Genomic DNA, 20,669 nt, shown 5'->3' on the forward strand with positions numbered 1-20,669 from the left:
ACCCTGTACATGGCGTTCGGTGACACCGCCACGTGAACTGCATGCAACCACCGGATGGGTCCGCGTTGTTCCTGTGGTGGGTCTGCCCGTGCCGTCTCGATGGTTGCGGCCCTGACCGATGTTCCCGGCTTGCTCAAGTAGTTAACCTTCCGCGTGGAATATTGCTGTCGTAGACCTGGTGGTGTGTCCGATGGGTGACGCCGGTCGGGTCGCCCCGCCGGTCCGGGCGCCTCGATGACGCCCGTTTCTGACGGTGTGCCCACCACATCGCCCGTCGCACGTCGGGTTCGGGTGATGTGTCGTTCGAGTGACACCGCCCCCCGCGGGCGGTGAGCCTTTGGTGGTGGCACTCTCGGTGATCTGGGAACCTCGTCGCGCGCTCGTTCGTCCCGCTGGACACAGAACTGCAGAACACGGAGTTCCGATCGACCCGGGCGCCGGGCGGGCGGGGCGCGGTCCGGTCCCGGCGGCCGGAGGGTACGGCCGCCGGGGGCGGCCACCCCCGTGCGAGGTGGCGGCGTGGTCGGCTGCCGGCGGCTGGCCGGGGGTCCGCACCGCCGCCGAGCGGGTCCCGTCGGTTCCGGGATGGCCGGGCATGTGACGCAGGTGGCCAGACCGGGTCCGCGAAGGCCCGAGGTGAACACACCGGACCCGCGAGGGCCCGGGGCGTGATGTGTGACGCAGTAGGCTGCCGGCGCCCGGACCCCTGGGTGGCCGGGGGTGGCGTGCCGGCCCCGGCGCGACCAACCGTGCGCCGCCGTACGCCCCGGCGGCCGTGCGCGGGCGACAGCGAACCGTGCGCGGGCGACAGCGAACCGTGTACGGACGAGAGCTCCGGGTCGGCGGGGAACCCCGGCCCGGCGAGCATCCGACAAAACGAACCTGGAGGAGCAGTGGGAGTCAGCCTCAGCAAGGGCGGCAACGTGTCGCTGACCAAGGAGGCGCCCGGTCTCACGAACATCGTCGTCGGTCTCGGCTGGGACGTGCGGACGACCACCGGCGCCGACTTCGACCTGGACGCCAGCGCGATCGCGTGCCGGGCGGACGGCAAGGTGGTCTCGGACGGGCACTTCATCTTCTTCAACAACCTGAAGAGCCCGGAAGGCGCGATCGAGCACCAGGGCGACAACCTCACCGGCGAGGGCGAGGGCGACGACGAGAAGATCAACGTCGACCTGGCTGGCCTGCCGACCGAGATCGACAAGATCGTCTTTCCGGTCTCGATCTACGACGCGGACTCGCGCTCGCAGAGCTTCGGGCAGGTGCGCAACGCCTTCATCCGGGTGGTGAACGCCGCCGGCCAGACCGAGATCGCGCGCTACGACCTCACCGAGGACGCCTCGACCGAGACCGCCATGGTCTTCGGCGAGGTCTACCGGCACGGGGCGGAGTGGAAGTTCCGCGCGGTCGGCCAGGGCTACGCCTCCGGCCTCGCGGGAATCGCCCGTGACTACGGGGTCAACGTCTGACGGTTCGCGTCCACGTGCACGACATCACCCCGGGACGGCTCAGTCCCGGGGTGATCCCCGGCGCGTTCGCGCCGATGGCGTCAGCCGGGTACGGACGGTGCGGAAGGTGGGCGCCTGTCGGGTTTCGGTCGTGCCGAGTGACCCGTACCTGGCTACGATTCGCTCGACCGCGGGACCTGCACCATCCGGTGAGCTGGACGCAGCGGTCGGCGACAGTGTGTGACGTTGTGTGTGGTGGGTTCCGTACGGACCGCGGAGCCCGTTCGCAAACGCCTGTCGGGGCACTGTGAGCCGGTCCGGGAGGTGTTCCAAGGAGTGCACGCACTTCGGATTTTCGGCTGGTCCCTCGCCATAACGGTGATCGGGGTCGCGGCGGCCGGTGTGATCGGCGGCGGCGACGCCGCGGCGATCGTCGCCATCCTCGCCGTCCTCGAGATCAGCCTCTCGTTCGACAACGCGGTCATCAACGCGACGATCCTGCGCCGGATGAGCGAGTTCTGGCAGCGCATCTTCCTCAGCGTCGGCGTCATCATCGCCGTGTTCGGGATGCGGCTGCTGTTCCCGATCGTGATCGTGGCGCTGACGGCGCACCTCAGCCCGGTGGACGTCTTCGACCTGGCGCTGAACAACGAAGAGGAGTACGGGGCGCGGCTGCACGACGCCCACCCCTCGATCGCCGCCTTCGGCGGGATCTTCCTCTTTATGATCTTCCTTGACTTCATGTTCGACCCGGAACGCGAGATCCAGTGGATCAAGCGTATCGAGGAGCCGTTCCGCCGGGCCGGCCAGCTCGACGTCGTGTCCGTCGTCCTGGGGCTCGTCGCGCTGCTGGTCGTGGGGGAGGCCTTCTCCGGAGACCACACCCAGCAGGTGCTGACGGCCGGGGTCGCGGGTCTCGCCACCTACCTGGGTGTGCGCGGGCTGGGTGAGTTCTTCGAAGCCCGCGGCATCGGCGCGGACGCGGACGAGGACGAGGACGACGCGGCTGACGCGGACAGGGCCGCGAGCGGGCCGGCCGGGGCCAACGGCTCGGCACCGGGGAAGGCCGCGGCACCCGGGCGCACCACGGGTACCTCCGACGTGGTCCTCGCGACCGGTCGGGCCGCCTTCTTCCTCTTCCTCTACCTTGAGGTGATCGACGCGTCGTTCTCGTTCGACGGCGTCGTCGGGGCGTTCGCCATCTCGCAGAACATCTTCATCATCGCGACCGGCCTGGGTATCGGCGCCATGTACATCAGGTCGACCACGGTGTACCTCGTCCGGCGCGGGACACTGGGCGAGTACATCTACCTGGAACACGGAGCGCACTACGCGATCGGCGCGCTCGCCGTCATCCTGGCGGTCTCGATCGAGACCGAGGTTTCCGAGATCATCACCGGGCTGATCGGTGTGGCGTTCATCGGACTGGCCCTGGTGTCCTCGATCCGGCACCGCTCGAAGGAGCGGAAGACGAACCTCGCCGGCGGGGACGGCGCGGCCGCGGGCGACGACCCCGGTGGCGCCGGCGATCCCGAGGACGCGCCGGTCGTCGGGACCCGAAGCTGATGTCGACCGCCGTCCACCTCGTCGCCCGCCGCGCCCCGGCCGCCTGACCAACCACTAACCACCCTCCACCTCGCTGTCAACCCCACCGCTGTCACCCACCGCCATCACCCACCGACCGCAAGGGAGCGGAACATGGGCATCGACTACAGCAAGCGACCCGCCGCACCGGAGACGGGGTCGCCGGTGTCGCTGAGCAAGGTCACGCTGACCAAGTCCACGCCGACCGTGTCGCTGAGCAAGCAGGGTGGCGGCGGGCGGCTGCACGTCAACCTGAACTGGAACCAGGGCGGGACCGGCGGCGCCGCCGGCGCCGGCAAGGGCGGCTTCCTCAAGCGGGTGCTCGGCGCCGGCGGCGGTGGCGTCGACCTCGACCTGGCCTGCCTGTTCCAGCTGGCGGACGGCCGTTCCGGCGTGGTCCAGGCGCTCGGCAACGCTTTCGGATCGTTCGACAACCCGCCGTACGTGAACCTCGACGCCGACGACCGGACCGGGGCCGCGACCGGCGGTGAGAACCTGTACGTCAACCTGGCCCGGATCAACGAGATCCGTCGCCTGCTGGTCTTCGCCTTCATCTACGAGGGCGTGGCGTCCTTCGACCAGGCCGACGCCGTGGTGACGCTCACCCCGGCGCAGGGCGCGCCGATCGAGGTCCGCCTCGACGAGCGGGCCGGAGGCGCCCGGATGTGCGCGATCGCGCTGCTGACGAACACCGGCGGTGACTTCTCCGTCAGCCGCGAGGTCCGGTACGTCAGCGGGCACCGGGACCTGGACAAGGCCTACTCGTGGGGCCTGGACTGGACCGCTGGCCGCAAGTGACCGGCGCCCGCGGGCCGGCCCGCTCCGCGGCCCGCGGCCCGGCCCGGCCCGGCCCGCGGAGCGTGGGGCGGACCCGGAGTTGAGTGGGACGCCGGAACCGGGCAGGCTGTCCGCAGTAGCCGGGAATCAGTCGTGACCAGTGCCCACGCACCGGGATGACCCGTCCGTTGCCGCCGCCTGACGGGGAGGGGCGTTACTCCATGTTCCAGCCACGACGTTCCTCTCGGTCGGGCCGTTCCGGTGGCCCCGGTGCGGCGGGCGAGGGCCGGGACGAGGCCGGCGGTTATCGCTGGTTCGCCCCCGAGGACCTGCCCGGCGAGGAGCTGCCCGACACCCGGGAACCGAGCGGGGACAACCGGGACGAGCCCCGGGACGAGCCCCGGGACGGCCGGGGGCCCCGGGACCGCCGGCAGGGCCCGGGCGAGTCCCGGTCAGCCGGGCCGGAGCGGGCGGCCGCCTGGTACGACACCGAGGACGGCACCGACCCGGGCGACGGGGAGTACTTCCGTCCCAGGGGCTACGTCTCCCCGGCGCCCGGCGCCCGGGAGGGACACGAGCGTTCCGACTCCGGTGGCGCGGGCGCACCGGCCGGCGACGGCCGCGGATTCCCCCCGGACACCTACGAGCGTGCCGGGTACGGCCCACCGGACCGCGGCGAGGGTGATCCGGAGGCGGGCTACCGCCCCGTCTACCCGGACCCGGCCTACGACGAAGCCGGGTACGCCGGCGGCAGGTACGAGGAGAACACGTACGAGTCCGGGCCGGACGGCGAGGAGCGGTACCCGGACGACGGTTACCGACGGCCCGAGACCGCCGACGGTGAGTACGACCGTGGCCCCGGCTATCAGACCGGGCCGCGGTACGCGGGCGGTGACGGATTCGCCGACGCCCCCGACTTCCCCGGTGCGGCGGCCTTCGCCGGTGAGGTGGACTACGCCCCCGGCGGGGAGCCCCCGCTCCCGCGCCGGACCAGCCCCGCCGCCGCCCGCCGCTACCCCGACGACGGCGGCTACCGCGGCGAGCCCCGGTACGCCGGCGACGGCGGTGCCGCACCGTACCCCGGCCCGCCGGGGTACGGCCGCGATCCGGAGTACGTCCCGGACGTCCCCGGCGCCCCGGAGTACGCCGCCGAGCCCGGCTACCCGGGCGGCGCGAGGTACGCCGGTGACGCCGACTACTCAGACGACTCCCGGTTCCCGGGCGACCCGCCGTTCGCCGGCGACTCCCGGTTCCCGGCGGACGCGCAGTACCCGAGAGGCGCGGCGTTCGCCGGTGACGAGGAGGAGTACCCGGGCGACGGCCCGCGAGCCGGTGGCGATGGCTACCCGGACGCCGTGCCGTACGCCCGAGCGTCCGACCGGTCCGACCGGTATGAGCGCGGGGCCGACTTCCCGGACGGCCCGGCGTACCGGCGCGACGCGGCCTACGCCGGTGACGCGGCCTACGCCGGTGACGCCGAGTACACCAGCGGCACCGACTACACCGGTGAGGCCGACTATCCGACCGGTACCGGCTACGCCGGCGCCGGAGATCGCGCCGGCGGGCCCGGGTACGGGACCGAGGAGGGGTGGGTGGGCCCACCCACCTCGTATCCCGCCGGCACCGATCTCGACGCCGCGCCGGACGACCCCGGCGACGTCTCCTACGGCGGCGCCGAGCTCCCGCCGATGCCCCCGCAGAAGATCGATTTCTTCCGGCGCTACGTGCGCCAGTCGACCGGGCCCACCGGCCGGCCGGACACCCCGGCCGGGAGCGGCGGGGACGCCCCGGCGGACCGTCCCGCCCGCCGGGACGAGTTCGACCTGCTCGACTACGAGATCCTCGGCGGGAGCGGGTCGGATCGGCAGGTCGGGGACGCCCCGGCCGGCCGCGTCGCCGACCAGCTCGACGACGCGGGGGACCGGATCGGGAACTACCCGGGTGCGGAACACGCCTTCGCCGCGCGGAACCGGGCGGACGTCCTCGTGCCGGGCGACCTCCCGGCACCTGGCGGCCCCCCGCTCGGCGACGTCGTGGCGGCCGACGGCGCCGTGTCCGGCGATGTGGTGCCGGGCGACATCGAGCCGGGCGATGTGGTGCCGGGCGATGTCGGGCTGGGGGGCGCCGCGGCGGGCCGGATCATGGCCGGCGAGGTCGTGGCGTCCGGCGAGCTGCTGGAGCCGGACGAGGTTGTCACCTCCGGTGATCTGTCCGCCTCCGACGACGTCGTGGCGTCCGACGACTTCCCGACAGGAGATGATCTCCTGGCCGGAGACGCGGCACGCCCGGGCGGGTCGGTGCACGGGCCCGGTGCGCGGGCCCTGGGCGCACCACCGCCGGGCACCGGCCTCGGTTTCGAGCCGGGGCCGGTCGACGGCCCCGGCGGGCCGCCCGACCCGGCCGACGATGACGTGATCGACGGTTCGGGCACGTCCGCCGCGCCGGCACGGACAGTTCCGGCGGGCGCCGTCTCGGTGGGTGCGGTCTCGGTGGGGGCCGGGATCACGCCGTCCGCGGCGGACCCGGTGGACCCGGTGGGCTCGGTGGTGGGAGACCTCGGCGGCCCGGCCGCGGCCGGCGCGGTCCCACCAAGCGAGAACCCGCCGGCCGCCGCGGTGCCGGCCGACCGGCAGGTGCTGGAACGCCTGGCCGACCGGGTGGACGAGCTCGTCCGCCTGCGTCGCCACGACGCCGAGCTGGTCGACCGCCTGCACGCGGAGAACGGCCGGCTGCGCGGCGGTGAGCTGACCGAGGCGATGACCCCGCTGCTGCGTGGACTGGTCCGCCTGTACGACCAGATGAGCAGCCTCGGCGCCGAGGACGCCCAGAGCGTCGCCGGGATCCTGCGCAAGCAGCTCCTGCAGATCCTGGACCTGGCCGCGGACGTCCGTCCCTACGCGCCGGCGGCCGGCGACCCGTTCGATCCGGGGCGGTCGCTGGGGGTCCGCCGGGTGGGCACCGACGATCCGGAGCTGGCGGGAACGGTCGCCCGGACGGTCCGTCCCGGCTTCGTCCGCGGGGAGTCCACGGTCGTCCGACCGGCCGAGACCGAGGTCTACCGGGCCTTCTGAGCCGGTGTCCGGGCCAGCCCGACCGGGCGTTCTGACCGGTTTGACCCGATGTTCCGGTCGGCCGTCCCGGCGGCGTCGGGCGGCCTGGAGGACGGCCGGCTCCGACGGCCCGGCACGCGCGCGTCATCATCATGAGGCAGATGCCGGCGCGCACGCCGCCGGCGGCGGAGCCGGTGGCACGTGCGCCGGCCGGGTGGGGGCGTCGCCGGCTGTGATCCGCCGGCCGCAGCAGTCGTCAGGTGAAGGGAAGATCAGACGGTGGCAGGCACCAAGGTGTTCGGAATCGACCTGGGCACCACCTACTCGTGTATCGCCCAGGTCGACGAGTACGGCCGCCCGGACGTGATCCGCAACATCGAGTCACAGCCGACGACCCCCTCGGTGGTCCTCTTCGACGGCGCGGCCGCCGGTGGCCCGGGCGGCGCGGAAACCGGCGCGGCGGGGCCGGCCGGCGCGGCCGGTGGTGGATCGACGTCGTTCGTGGTCGGCACCCAGGCCAAGCGCCAGGCGCGCATCCGCCCGGACGACGTCGCGCGGCTCGTCAAGCGGCACATGGGCGCCTCGGACTGGCGGTTCGTGGCGTACGACGTCGAGTACAGCGCCGCGTCGGTGTCCAGCCTGGTGCTCAAGGCGCTGGCCGCGGACGCGCAGCGGGCGACCGGGACACCGGTGACCGACGTGGTCATCACCGTCCCGGCCTACTTCGGCGACGAGGAGCGCAAGGCGACCAAGCTCGCCGGTGAGCTCGCCGGCCTCAACGTCGTGGACATCATCAACGAGCCGACCGCCGCCGCGTTCGCCTACGGGTTCGCCCAGGACGGCAAGTCCACCTCGACGGTGCTCGTGTACGACCTCGGCGGCGGCACCTTCGACACGACGGTGATCCAGCTCAGCGAGAACGACATCACCGTGGTGGCCACCGACGGCGACCACGAGCTCGGCGGTGCCGACTGGGACAACGAGATCGTCCGCTACCTGGCGCAGAAGTTCGTCCAGGAGCAGCCGGACGCCGGTGACCCGCTCGACGACGTCCACGACGAGCAGGAGCTGCTCACCGCGGCCGAGGACGCCAAGCTGGCGCTGTCCGGGCGGGAGAGCGTCGACGTCCTGGTGATGCACGGCGGTCGGCGGTCCAGCGTGCCGGTGACCCGCGCGACGCTGGAGGAGATCACCGGGCCGCTGTTGCAGCGCACGATCGACCTGACCGGCTCGGTCCTGCAGCGGGCGAAGGAGAAGGGCGTCGACAAGATCGACCTCTGCCTTCTCGTCGGCGGGATGAGCAAGCTGCCCGCGGTCGCCCGCCGGCTGGGGGAGACCTTCGGGCTCACCTGCCGCCTGGTCGACCCGGATCTCGCCGTCGCAAAGGGCGCGGCGGTCTACGGGCAGAAGAAGGCCCTGGAGCGGGAGGTCCGCGCGGAGCTGGTGGCCAGCGGCCGGCTGCGCCCGGACCAGCAGCTCGACGCGGCCGCGACCGGGGACCTCGAACTCGCCGCCGCGGCGAGCGCGTCCGCCGCCGGGCTGACGACCTCGTCGGTGGTCGACCTCGTCCGCACCAGGGTGACGGATGTCACCTCCCGTGGTTTCGGGATCTTCGCCGAGGACCGCGGCAGCGCCGTGGCCGCGTTCCTCGCCCACCAGAACGACGCCCTGCCGATCCAGGTGAAGCGCACCTTCTACACGATCTCCGACGACCAGTCCGAGGTCGACATCCGGGTCTTCGAGCAGGGCACCGGCGTCGAGTCGACGCGCATCGAGGACAACAAGGTGATCGTCGCCGGTGCGATCAGCGGCATCCCGGCCGGCCATCCCCGCGGTACGCCGGTCGAGGTCACCTTCGAGATGGGCCGGGACCAGACCATCCAGGTCACCGCGACGCACGTGGGCGCCTCCGAGCCGCTCGTCCTGCGGGTCAAGGCCGGGGTGGGCAGCGAGAGCATGAGGACCGAGGAGTCGGCCAAGGTCAATCTCCTCAAGCAGCGGAACTGATCTCCGTCAGGACATCGGTCAGGACGTCGGTCGGGGCGGCGGTGGTGCCCACGGGGAGGGGCACCACCGTGACCCCGGCCCGGGCCGGGATCCGTACCCTCGACCTGGAGCGGGTGTACCCGGGCGTGCGGGCGGTGGCGGAACGAGGGTGAAACGGTGAGCGCGGCGTTCGACGGCAGCGGCTACCGGCGACGGGTCCTGGCGCCGCTGCGGGCCCGGACCCCGGTGGACACGACCGACCCCTACCTGGTCGCGGACCTCGATCCGCTGGTGGAGCACACCGACTCCGAGGTCGCCGCGCAGCTCGCCCGGGTGATGGCGTTCCTGCAGCGCGAGCGCAACTCGGCGAAGTACGCCGCGCTGGCCACCGAACTGGTGCGCCGCCGCGGCGAGTGGGAGACGCCGCTGCTCGACGGTGACGCCCGGGCCCGGCTGCGGCACGCCGTCCTGGACGCCCGGCGCAACGGCGACGCCGAGCGGCTCGCCAAGGTCGACGGCTACCTCGTCACACTGCGTGATCGTTTCGGGGGCATCCCGGCCTCCCGGGTCGCCGGCCTGCGCCGTCTCGCGGCCGCGGCCGGGGTGACCGGGGCCGAGTTCGACGCCCGGCTGGGCCGCGAGGTCATCATCGCGGACGGCGGCGGCGCCGACGTCGAGGCGCTCGCCCCCGAGGTGCGCAGCCAGATCCGGCAGCGGCTGGAGGACCTGCGCGTCCTGCGCGGCGGCGACCGGGCCGGCACCGCCTCGCTGTGGGACTTCCTCGGCCTGCAGCCCGACGCCGGGCCGGACCGCATCCGCTCCGCCTGGGAGGCGGTCGCCGCCGGCAACGCCCGCCGCCCGCACGACCGCGAGAAGACGCTGACGGCCGACCTGCTGGCCATGGTGCGCTCCCGGCTGATCGAGGGCGACCCGGCCGCCTACACCGCGGGTCTGCTCGCCGACGTCGCCGACGAGCTCCGCCCCATCGTCGAGGAACACGTCGTGCTCGACGGCGAGCTCACGGCGGTCGCCTACGAGGGACTCGTCCGGGCCGCCCTGGCCGCCGGTCGCGGGCTGGGCACCGAGCAGGCGAAGACGGCCATCCTCGGCATCGCCCGCAACCTGGGCGCCGCGGTCAGCACCGGCGGCGCCGTCGACTACGTGCTGTGCCCCGGCTGTGGACGTCCCGAGCCGGTCGGCGGCTCGCGGACCTGCCGGTACTGCGACGCGGGGCTCTACACCACCTGCCCCGGGTGCACCTCGCTCACCGAGGCCGCCGCTGTGACCTGCCGGCGCTGCGGGTACAGCCTGCGCCAGGTCCGGGCCGCCGGTGACGCGCTCGCCGCCGTGCGCCAGGCACTCGAGGCCGGTCGCCCCCGCGAGGCCAGCGACGGCCTCGCCCGGGTGCGCGCGACCGTCGCGGCCGCCGGCTCCGGAGCCGGCAACGGGACGGCGGGGGCCGCCGACGAGCTGGAGTCGCTGGTGCGGGCCGCGCTCGGCGCCGCCGAGGCGGGCTGGCGGGCACTGGCGGAGGAACGCTCCACCCTGCGCTCCGACGCCGCGGTCGAACGCGCCCGCTGGCTCGTCGCCCGCGCGGCCGACGTCCCCGGCCCGGACGGCCGCCCGCCGGCCGAGGTGCTCGGCGAGCTGACCGCGCAGCAGGCCGTCATCCGGCGCCGGATCGAGGCCGCCCGCGGCCTGTCGCCCGAGCAGCAGGAGTCCGCGCTGGTCGCCGTGCTCGCCACCGCGGTCGACAGCGCGGACGCGCTGCGTGCCCTCGCCACGCTGCCGCTGCAGCCACCGACCGACCTGACCTCCGTGCTGGCCGACGACGCGGTCCTGCTCCGCTGGCGGCCGTCCGCCTCGGCCGGTCCGGTCACCTACCGGGTGGAACGGGTCGCCGTCGATCCCGGCTCCGGGCAGCTCACCCGGCGTGGACTGGGCATCACCAGCTCCACCGAGCTCGCCGACGCGGGCGCCCCACCCTGGACACCGGTCCGGCACGAGGTGACCGCGCTCTCCGGCGAGCGGCGCTCCCGGCCGGTCAGCACCGCGCCGATGATCGCAGTGCGGGACGTCGCAGACCTGCGGGCCGAGGCCACCCCGACCGGGGTCCGCCTGACATGGCGGCCGAGCGGGCCGTCCGACACCGTGACGATCGAGCGCACGGTCGACCCCGACTCGGCGGTCTCCGCCCCGCCCCGCCGGGCCCGGGTCACCGGCGGAAGCTTCCTCGACTCCGACGTGCTGCCCGGGGTGGGCTACCGCTACCGCGCGTTCGTCGAGTACACCGACGTCGACGGCAGCGCCGCCCGCACCTCGGGGTCGCGGGCCGAGTTCGGCCTGCTCACCCGGCCGCGACCGGTCACGGACCTGGTCGTCGGCGCCGAGGACGGGCAGGTCGCCCTGCGTTGGACGCCGCGCTCCGGCGTGGAGGTGCGGGTCTACGCGACGGCCGTCCCGCCGCCCGGGGGCACCGTCGGCACCGCTCCCCACCCGGGCGGGCGGCCCGGTAGGTCCGACATCGGGGCCGGGGCCACCGGGGCCGGGGCCGGCGGTGGCGGGGCTTCCGGCGTCGGGGTGCTCGGCGCCGGCGCGGTCTCGGTCGGGGCGGGGGAGCCCGGGCGGCCGCCCGGGCCGAGCTCCGGCCCGCTGGCACTGCTGGGCGGGGAGGGGACCGAGATCCCACTCGCCGCGCTGACACCACCGCTGCGACTGGTCGGCGCGAGCCGACAGGGCCACCTGCGGGACGCGGCGGTCCCGCTCGCCCCCGGCACCGGCGAGTTGATCTACACGCCGGTCACCGTCGTCGGTGGTCTCGGTGTCCTCGGCCGCTCGGCGCCGCACCGCTTCCCGGTGGTGACACACGACGTCTCCGAGTTCACCGCCGGCATCGCCGACCTTCCGACCGGCCGCGCCGACCTTCCGACCCGCACCACCGACCTTCCGACCGGCATCGCGGATTTTCCGACCGGCCGCGCCGACTTCCCGACCGGCACCGCCGACTTCCCGATCGGTGGCACCGGCCTACCGACCGGCACTGCCGACTTCCCCACCGGTAACGCCGGTAACGGCCGCAGCAACGGGAACCACGGCCCCGCCAGTGCCGGTGCCGGTGCCGGTGCCGGTGCCGGTGCCGCTGATCCTGGTAACGGCAACGCCGGTCCAGGTCCCGGTTCCGGTCCCGCGCAGTTCGCCGCGTCCGGTCATGAGGGCTCCGCGCCCGGCTACGGCGGTGGGGCTGCCGGCTACGGCGGTGGTGCCCTCGGCCTCGCGGGCGGCACACCGGCTGGCGCCTCACCGCTACCCGCGGTGTCCGCGGACGCCCGCCCGGTCATGATCGACGTCATGCCGACCCCGACGGCCGACCCGGCGCCCGGGAGCGCACCGCCGGTGGCTCCCGTACCGGTGGCTCCGCCATCCCCGGGCGGCCCGCCGTCATCGGATGGCCTGCCGTCTCCGGCCGGTCCTTCGTCTCCAGGCGGCCTGTCGTCTCCGGGTGGCGGCCCGCCTACCGCCGGGTCGCCGGCGGTACCGGGTGTCCCGTTCTCTCCGGGCAGCGCGCCGGTGCCCGGCGCCCAGCCTTTTCCCTACGCCCAGCCCTTTCCCCAGGCCCAGCCATTCACGGGTGCCGAGCCGCTCTCAGCCGCGCAGGCCGTTCCCGGCGCGCCGCTGGTGATGGCTGCGCCACCGGCAACCGGTGCTTTCCCGGTTCCCGGTGGTCCGGTGGGGCCCGGCGGTCCGGCTCCGGTGCTGGCCGGTGGTCTGACGGGGCCCGGCGGCCCGGTGATGCCTGGTGGTCTGATGGGGCCCGGTGGACCGGGTGCCGGAGGCGGCGGGCCGGCTCCCGGCGGCGGGGTCCCCCTTGGCCCGCCGACGGTCGGAATGCCCCTGCCCGTGCCGCCGGGCCCGGAGGCCGGTGTGGATCGGCGCCCAGGGCACGAGGAGTCGTTACCGCCTGCTCCCGACGCATCCGGCCCGGGTTCGTCCACTGGCCCGGGTCCGTTCGCCGGTTCGGGTTCGCTTGCCGGTTCGGGTTCGCTTGCCGGTTCGGGTTCGCTTGCCGGTTCGGATCCGTTCGGAGGCCCAGGGCCGCTCGCTGCGCCGCCTCCCGCTCCCGCCCGGACCCAGGGCCACGCCCTGGTGCCCGGGCCGCCCACGCCGGTCGGTCCTCCTGCCGAGCTCCAGTCCCCGGTACCGGTGCCACCCCCCGCACCGGTGTCTGTGCCACCGCCGGCGGAACTGACGTCCGTCACCTATTCGGTGTCGAAGGCGGGCTGGCGTCGGCGCACTCTGCGTGTCCAGGTACGGGCGACCGGGCCCGCCCCCCGGCTGGTGCTGTTGGCGCGGCCCGGCGAGGAGCCACCCGGGTCGCCGGCCGAGGGGCAGGTCCTCGCTGAGCTTCAGCCCGCCCCGAGCTCAGGGTCGTGGACCATGGAGGTCACCCTCGAAGGGGCGCAGCTCCCGTGGGGGGTGCGCCTCCTGCCAATGGTCACGCCGGGCGCTCCGGCGGTGTGGATCGACCATCCCGAGGACCCGATGCTCGTCGTCCGCTGAGCGTTCCCGCGGACGAGGGCCGGTCCCGGCGCGCCCACCCGCCGACCAGGAAGCTCGGGGACATGGCCCGGCGCGATGGGTCCGGCGCGACGCGACTCGGACGTGATGCCGCTCGGGATGTGATGCGGTCCGGGGCGGTGCGGCTCGGGGTGCGGTGCGGCTCGGGGTGCGATGTGGCTCGCGGGGCGGCTCGGGAGGACGGACGCGGGGACCACGTTGAGCGTGTCCAACCCCCGTCGGGCCCGTGTAGCCGGCCCCGGGCTCGCCGTTTCGTGTCGTGCTTGCCTTTTCGGGGTCCGTCACGGGGGTGCTTCGCTCCTGAAACGGCGAGCACGATGTGAAATGGCGAGCCGGCCGGTGGCCGCGCTGGTCTGTGGGTCCGCCGAGTTCGATCGGCGGACCCGCCTTGCCGGGATGATCCTCGACCGGGTCGGGCCCGGGGACGGTGAGCCCCGCGGTCTCGGGCTGACGGCCGCGAGCTGACCGTGTCCCGGCTCCGCTGTGCCCCGGTACTGCCCCCGGCGCTGCCGTGCTCCGTCACCGCTATGCCCCGGTACCGAGCCCCGGTACCGGCCGGCTCCGGCGGGGCCCCGGCCGCTACCCCGCCCCTCGCCGTCCCCGCCGCTGCCTCGGAACCGCTGCCGCTGCTCCCCGCCCCCGCCCCGTCCCGATGTCGCTGTCGCTGTCGTCCTCCCGTCACCGCAGCCGTCCCCCGCTGCCGCCGTCCTCGTGCGTTCCGGACGAACCGTGAACTATTTCGCGGTTCGCTCGCCGTTGTGAGCAGGATCGCCAAAGGTGATCGGTTTGTTGTGCATCCGTTACTTTGGCTGTCGTGTTACGAGTGGTATTCGCGGTACCGGCACTTTTCTCCTATAGCGCCGTGTGTTTGCGGGGTAGTACCACCCCCGTTCTGGTTAGTCCCTTACGATGGTTTCAATCGGCCCTGGGGCACTTTCGATCAGTCCTGGGGTGGTAAGGCCGGATTCTGCCGGATCCGGTCACTGAAGCCGGAGAATCCGTCGGACGCCGTCGGCTCTGGCGCCGAGGCGGCACGCTGGGCCCCACCACGGTGGTGGTGGCTCGGAGGGGACGAGCCGCAGGGAGACCGCACAGCCGGTTTCCCGCGTGTGCCGAGTTGTTTGTCCGTCGATGCTCCATCCGACGCCACGACCGAAAGGCGGCGCGCGAGCATGGCCTCGACACCCGGCGGCCGACCGACCCCTCAGGTCGACCGCATCTCCCGGTTCGGCTTCGGCCGGAATCCCGCGGGCGCCCCGGCGTCCCGGCCGCCGCGGCCGCGCCGCCGGCACCGCTTCGGCCGTGGGCCGCGGCTGGGTCTGGCCGCCGGCTTCGTGCTGGCGCTGTCCCTGCCGCTGGTGGCGCCGGCCGGTGCCGCGCCACCGGCCGCCACGCCGACATCCTCCCCCACCGTGGGCACGGCCCCGGAGGCTGACGGAACCTCGTCGCCCGCGCCTTCCTCGTCGGCCGGGGATGTCGCCGACCAGCAGGTTCCGGTCGCCGGCCTGACCACCGGCCCGGCGACCGCCGGGCAGTCGAAGCTGACTCTCGTCCTGTTCGACAGTGACATCGTGCTGGTCGGCGGGCGCGGGTTCGGTGCCGGCAAGGATGTGGCGGTCACCGCCGCGACCTCCGACCTCGGTGGCTCCGCGACCGCCCGGGCCGGCGCGGACGGCCGGTTCATCCTCGGCTTCCAGGTGCCGCTCGGCTTCACCGGCCGGGTCACCGTGACGGCGAAGCAGGAGTCGGTGGAGGCCAGCGGCACGCTCGACGTCGTCGACGCGGGCACGCCGGGCCTGGCGAGCAGGGCGGCCGGCGATGCCGAGGTCCCCGCACCCACGCCGACGGCGACGCCCGTCCCGGCCCCCGCGGCCACTCCGGCGCCGACGACCTCAGCGCCGACGACTTCGGAGCCCACGGTCTCCGGGCCCACCAGCTCGGAGCCGACGGGCACCGCGCCGGCCACCACCCCGAGTACCGCCCCGAGTACCGCCCCGGGCACCGGCCGGCGGACCTCGCCGGCGCCGACCGCCGTACCCGCGCCCACGGCCGCGCCGTCGGCAGGCAGCGGGACGGGCGCGGGGACCGGCACCGGCACCACCACCGGTGGCAACGGCCGGCTCTCCGGCCTGCCCTGGATGTCCGGCGTCTACCCGTCACACGTCCTGTCGCAGGTCCTGGCCTTCGGGACGTGGCGCGGGCGCCCGAACGACGTGGCGCACGTGTTCACCATCCGGACCCAGGGCTGGAACGCGATGGTCGAGCCGCGTTGGCCGCTGGACCTGTACAAGGCCTTCCCGGGCAAGCTGATCATCAGCCAGCCGACCTACCCGAAGGGCCAGGGCAACAATGCCGCCTGTGCCCAGGGCGCGTATGACAGCTACTGGAAGACGTTCGGCACGTTCCTCAAGAACAACGGCCGCGCCGATTCAATCGTCCGCATCGGGTGGGAATTCAACGGGACCTTCATGTACTGGCACGCGGACGCGGCCGGCACCCAGTTCCGTGACTGCTTCCGCAAGATCTCGACCGCCATCCGTTCGACGGACCCCGAAGTGAAGATCGACTGGACGTTCAACGCGCACGCCTCGCCGGTTCCCAACGGGGGAACCCCGTGGGCGGCCTACCCCGGTGACGAGTACGTCGACTACGTCGGCATCGACTCCTACGACTGGTACCCGCCGTCGCGGGACGAGGCCACCTGGAAGAAGCAGTGCGACGACCCGAACGGCCTGTGCTACCTGCTCGAGTTCGCCCGCCAGCACGGCAAGAAGGTGGGAGTGGGCGAATGGGGCGTGTCCTCGTGCAGCCGCAACGGCGGCGGTGACAACCCCTTCTACATCCAGAAGATGTTCGACACGTTCACGCAGTACGCGGACGTGATGGCGTACGAGTCGTACTTCCACGACGCCGCGCCCGGGAACGTCTGCTCGACCATCATGAACGGCGGCCAGAACCCGAAGGCCTCCGCCCTGTACAAGAAGCTGTTCGGCTCGGTCTGAGTGACCCGGTCCGAACGGCGGTCCTGACGACGGTCCCGACAGCGGCCCCAACGGCAGGCCGTCCGGCACACATGTGATCGTTCGTTTCGGTGAACGGGCCGTCACCCCCGCGTCGCGAGGGTGGCGGCCCGTTCGCCTGCCGACCAACACCTGTGCACGGAGGTGTCGTGTGCCGTTTCGTGTCGAACTCCCGAAGTGGCGGGGTAGCGTCAGCCCGGGCACCATGTCCAAGCCCGCCCTGTGACCTGCGCGGTTGCGATCCCTGCTTTCGAGGGCTCGCGGGATGGCTCTCGCAGGCCCGCCGGATCGTCCGTCCCCGGATCGTCGGATCGTCTCGACAGGAGCGCGCCGCTTGCGTCACTTCAGCTTCCTGGACGGCCAGGCCGCCAGGACCCTGTTCCACCGAGCTCCGGAAGAGATCACGGCCGGCGGTGACCGACGGCTCGTCGCGACCGCGCTCGGCGCCACCCTGTACGCCCCCGGCACCCGGCCGCGGTTGGCCTCGGACGTCCGCCGTCAGGTGACCGCCGGGGTGACCTCGATGGTCCTCTGCCTGGAGGACGCCATCGCCGATCACGAGGTGCTCGGGGCCGAGTCGAACGTGGCCGCGGCGCTCGCCGACCTGGGGGAGGACCCGCCGGTCTGCGGCGAGGGTCTGCCCCTGCTGTTCGTCCGGGTGCGCGCCGTCGCGCAGATCCCGGCACTGCTGGCCCGGCTGGGCGGCCCCGCGCGCTCGCTGCTCGCCGGGTTCGTCCTGCCGAAGTTCGGCGAGGAGAGCGGCGAGGCGGCGCTCGAGGCGGTCCTGCGCGGTTCCGACACGCTCGGCCGGCTGCTGTGGGCGATGCCCGTCCTGGAGAGCCCGCAGGTGATCTACCGCGAGACCAGGATCGAGGCGTTGACGGCCGTGCGCCGCCTCGTCGACAAGCACGCCGACCATGTGCTGGCCGTCCGGCTGGGCGCCACCGACCTGTCGGGCGTGTTCGGCCTGCGTCGCGACCGGGACCTGACCATCTACGACATCGCGGTGGTGCGTGACTGCATCGCCGACATCGTGAACATCTGCGCCCGCGGTGGTGATCATGTCGTCACCGGCCCGGTGTGGGAGTACTTCGCCCAGCCCGAGCGCCTGTTCGTGAGTTCCCTGCGGGTGACGCCGTTCGAGGAGGCCGACCTCGTCGACGGCAGCGAGCGCGGCGCGCGGATCCGTTCCGAGCTTGTCTCGGCCGACCTCGACCGGCTCATCCGGGAGGTCGTCCTCGACAAGGCCAACGGGCTGATCGGCAAGACGGTGATCCACCCGAGCCACGTGCCGGCCGTCCACGCCCTGTATGTCGTGACCCAGGAGGAGTACGAGGACGCGGAGGCGGTCCTCGCGGGGGACGCGGGCGGCGTCCGGCCCAGCAGCTACGCGAACAAGATGAACGAGCTGCGTCCGCACCGGCCGTGGGCGCAGGCCGTGCGACGGCGGGCGCGGGCCTTCGGCGTGCTGCGCGAGGGCCTCACCTTCGTCGACGTGCTGGCCGCGACGCAGGACGCGTTGCGGTGACCGACCAGGATCGGATCCTCGACCAGGACCGGCTCCGGGACCCCGACTGGCTGTGGGAGGAGCTCGGGCTGGGAATCGAGGTGCACGGCGGAGAACCGCCCGTGACCGCGGAAGCGCCTGCGCCCGGAGAACCGCCTGCGCCCGCGAAAGTGATCGCGCCCGCGGAAGCGGTCGAGCTGCGTCGGCTGGTCGGGCTGGCGCTGCGCCGCAACCCGCTGCGCGCGCACCTGCTGGTCAGCCGGGTCCTCGGCAAGCATCTGCCGGTGCCACCGGCGACCGCGCTGGACGCGGCCGCCCGCCTGTCCGAACGGGTGCGGGCCCTGCCGACCCCCGCCCGGTGGACCGGCCCCGGGCCGGGAGCGGCCGAGGTCCCGCTCGTCATCGGGTACTGCGAGACCGCCACGGCGCTCGGGCACGCCGTCGCCGACGGCCTGCCGAACAGCCACTACCTGCACACGACGCGGCGCCGGGTACCGGGCAGCGTCCCGGTCCTGGAGTTCGTGGAGTCGCACTCGCACGCCACCCACCACTGGCTCATGCCCGCCGATCCCGCGGTGCTGGAGACCCCCGGCCGGCTGCTGCTCGTCGACGACGAGCTGTCGACCGGACGGACGGCGCTGGGCACCATCCGCATCCTGCACGCCTTCGCCCCCCGAACGGACTATGCCGTGGCGGCGCTCGTCGACGCCCGGCCACCGGCCGCCCGGGCCGCCTTCGACGCGCTCGCCGCCGAACTCGGCATCCGCCTGGACGTCGTCTCCCTCGTCGCGGCGACCGTCACGGTGCCCGCGGACGTGACCGCCCGGGCCAGCCGGATCCGTGCCGCCTTCGGTACCCCGGTCCCTGCTGATGCCCCGGTCTCCGCCGGTGCCCCGGCTTCCACCGAGGCCCCAATCACGGGCGACGGCGCCGGCGGCAGCGTCGGCAGCGGCGGCAGCGGCGCCGGCGGCGGCGCGGCGCACCGGGTCACCCGGGTGGCGGTGGACTGGCCGGCGGGCCTGCCGGACGGGGCGCGCCACGGCTGGTCCCCGGCCGCCCGGGAACGCCTCACCGACGCGGTCCCCGCCGTGGCGAAGGACGTCCTGGCCGGCCTGCCCGACCCCGCGCGTGACGGGGACATCCTGGTCCTGGGTACTGAGGAGTTGATGTACGTGCCGATGCGGCTGGCGGACGGCCTGGCGGAACTGACCGGGCGCCGGGTGGTCTACCAGTCGACGACCCGGTCCCCGGTCCATCCGCTCGACGTCGACGGGTACGCCATCCGGGCGGCGCTGACCTTCCCGGCGCCCGACGGCCCCGAACGGGTCAGCCACGTGTACAACGTGACACCGGGCCGCTACGGCGACATCGTGCTCGTCGTGGACTCCGGGATGGACGGCCGCGGGCCGGTCCCCGACGGCCCCGACCTGGACGGCCTGCTCACCGAGCTGCGTCGCTGCGCGGACGTCACCGTCGTCACCATCCCCTGCCACGTGCCGGCGGCGCGCGGCGCCGAGGAGGCCCGGTGAGCGCGGTGCGGTCCGCCGAGACCGGCGGGCGGGCGCTGATCGGCTCCGGCTCCTACCTGCCCGAGGACGTCACCTTCCTGCTCACCGACCTCAGCGCGGCGGACCTCGAACGGCCGACGGAGGACCGCGAGGAGGGCTTCCAGTCCGGCCGGCACTACTCCGAGGACCTGCCGATCGAGTACCAGCCCGACGCCGCCTACCTGCGGATCTACCACCAGGCGCTGGAGCGGTCCGCACGGCGGGTGGCATTGGCGACCGGGATCGTCGCCGAGCTCGTCCGGCACACCAAGCCCGCGCCGGTGATCGCCTCGATCGCCCGCGCGGGCACGCCGATCGGCATCCTGATGCGCCGCTGGTACGCCTTCCGGCACGGCCTGGACGTCCCGCACTACGCGATCTCGGTCATCAAGGACCGCGGCGTCGACATGAACGCCCTGCGCCACATCACCGACCGCCACGACCGCGCGGCCGTCCAGTTCGTCGACGGCTGGACCGGCAAGGGCGTGATGACCCGGGTGCTGGCCGAGGCGGTCCGCGGCCTCGGCGTCGACGACACCCTGGCGGTGCTCGCCGACCCGGCCCGCTGCGTGCCGCTGTTCGGCACCCGCGACGACTTCCTCATCCCCAGCGCCTGCCTGAACTCCACGGTCAGCGGGCTGGTCAGCCGGACGGTGCTCAACGCCGAGCACATCGGCCCGGACGACTTCCACGGCGCGAAGTTCTACCGGGAGCTCCTCCCGCACGACCTCTCCCAGCACTTCATCGACACGATCGTCGACCGGTTCGACGAGGTCGCCGACGAGGTCGAGGCGGCCTGGCCCCGGCTGTGGGCGGCCGACCGGACGCCGACCTGGGAGGGCTGGGCCGCCGTCGAGCGCATCGCCGAGCGGTTCGACATCCCGGATGTGATCATGGTGAAGCCCGGGGTGGGCGAGGCCACCCGGGTGCTGCTGCGCCGGGTGCCGTGGCGCATCCTCGTCGCCCCCGACCGGCTGGACGAGCTCGCGCACGTGCTGGCCCTGGCCGAGGCGCGCGGGGTGCCGGTGGAGGAGATGGCCGGCCTGCCCTTCTCCTGCGTCGGTCTGGTGCGGCCCGTCCGCACCGGGGACGGCGGGAAGCCGGTGTTCCACACCCCGGCGGCGCGCTGGCGCCCGGAGACACCGTGACCTCCCCGCCCCCGGGCACGCCCCCGG

Annotated in this window: 11 protein-coding genes; all 11 read left to right on the forward strand. The window is 73.8% G+C overall.

The features are described from left to right. Positions 1–893 precede the first annotated feature (893 nt). The 11 genes from B056_RS0120490 (at position 894) to B056_RS0120545 (ending at position 20,642) form a co-directional block, all read left to right on the forward strand. The gene (locus B056_RS0120490) at positions 894–1,469 is read left to right on the forward strand and encodes a TerD family protein (protein WP_018503734.1); all 576 of its coding nucleotides are present in this window, start codon (positions 894–896) and stop codon (positions 1,467–1,469) included. 315 nt (positions 1,470–1,784) lie between these two features. Then, a complete protein-coding gene (locus B056_RS0120495) occupies positions 1,785–3,014 on the forward strand; it encodes a DUF475 domain-containing protein (protein WP_018503735.1) in 1,230 nt (409 codons plus the stop codon). Positions 3,015–3,146: 132 nt separating this feature from the next. Next, the gene (locus B056_RS0120500) at positions 3,147–3,830 is read left to right on the forward strand and encodes a TerD family protein (RefSeq protein WP_018503736.1); all 684 of its coding nucleotides are present in this window, start codon (positions 3,147–3,149) and stop codon (positions 3,828–3,830) included. Positions 3,831–4,030: 200 nt separating this feature from the next. Beyond that, positions 4,031–6,880 (forward strand): hypothetical protein, encoded by a 2,850-nt coding sequence (locus B056_RS44550; protein WP_035752209.1) that lies wholly within the window; start codon positions 4,031–4,033, stop codon positions 6,878–6,880. Between the two features lie 258 nt (positions 6,881–7,138). Continuing rightward, on the forward strand, positions 7,139–8,866 hold the full coding sequence (locus tag B056_RS0120510) for an Hsp70 family protein (protein ID WP_018503737.1): 1,728 nt from the start codon (positions 7,139–7,141) through the stop codon (positions 8,864–8,866). 156 nt (positions 8,867–9,022) lie between these two features. Then, complete coding sequence (locus B056_RS0120520; protein ID WP_018503738.1) at positions 9,023–13,402, forward strand: zinc ribbon domain-containing protein; 4,380 nt, start codon at positions 9,023–9,025, stop codon at positions 13,400–13,402. 342 nt (positions 13,403–13,744) lie between these two features. Then, positions 13,745–13,885 carry a hypothetical protein gene (locus tag B056_RS42910; protein ID WP_018503739.1) on the forward strand — a complete coding sequence of 47 codons (141 nt, stop codon included), beginning with the start codon at positions 13,745–13,747 and terminating at the stop codon, positions 13,883–13,885. A gap of 707 nt (positions 13,886–14,592) precedes the next feature. Further along, entirely contained in the window at positions 14,593–16,422 is a 1,830-nt protein-coding gene (locus B056_RS0120530) for a glycoside hydrolase family 26 protein (protein ID WP_018503740.1), read from the forward strand. A gap of 352 nt (positions 16,423–16,774) precedes the next feature. Then, on the forward strand, positions 16,775–17,968 hold the full coding sequence (locus B056_RS0120535; protein ID WP_018503741.1) for an HpcH/HpaI aldolase/citrate lyase family protein: 1,194 nt from the start codon (positions 16,775–16,777) through the stop codon (positions 17,966–17,968). Then, on the forward strand, positions 17,965–19,476 hold the full coding sequence (locus tag B056_RS0120540) for a phosphoribosyltransferase family protein (RefSeq protein WP_018503742.1): 1,512 nt from the start codon (positions 17,965–17,967) through the stop codon (positions 19,474–19,476). The genes B056_RS0120535 and B056_RS0120540 overlap by 4 nt, the downstream gene beginning before the upstream one ends. Further along, entirely contained in the window at positions 19,473–20,642 is a 1,170-nt protein-coding gene (locus B056_RS0120545) for a cysteine protease StiP family protein (RefSeq protein WP_018503743.1), read from the forward strand. Before B056_RS0120540 ends, B056_RS0120545 begins: the two co-directional genes overlap by 4 nt. Positions 20,643–20,669 lie beyond the last annotated feature (27 nt).

Source organism: Parafrankia discariae, from assembly GCF_000373365.1.
GTDB classification, from domain to species: domain Bacteria; phylum Actinomycetota; class Actinomycetes; order Frankiales; family Frankiaceae; genus Parafrankia; species Parafrankia discariae.

Bases quoted from the DNA above. Each gene is read 5' to 3' on its own strand.
- B056_RS42910 (WP_018503739.1), top strand. From the start codon at position 13,745: ATGGCGAGCCGGCCGGTGGCCGCGCTGGTCTGTGGGTCCGCCGAGTTC.
- B056_RS0120530 (WP_018503740.1), top strand. From the start codon at position 14,593: ATGGCCTCGACACCCGGCGGCCGACCGACCCCTCAGGTCGACCGCATC.
- B056_RS44550 (WP_035752209.1), top strand. From the start codon at position 4,031: ATGTTCCAGCCACGACGTTCCTCTCGGTCGGGCCGTTCCGGTGGCCCC.
- B056_RS0120500 (WP_018503736.1), top strand. From the start codon at position 3,147: ATGGGCATCGACTACAGCAAGCGACCCGCCGCACCGGAGACGGGGTCG.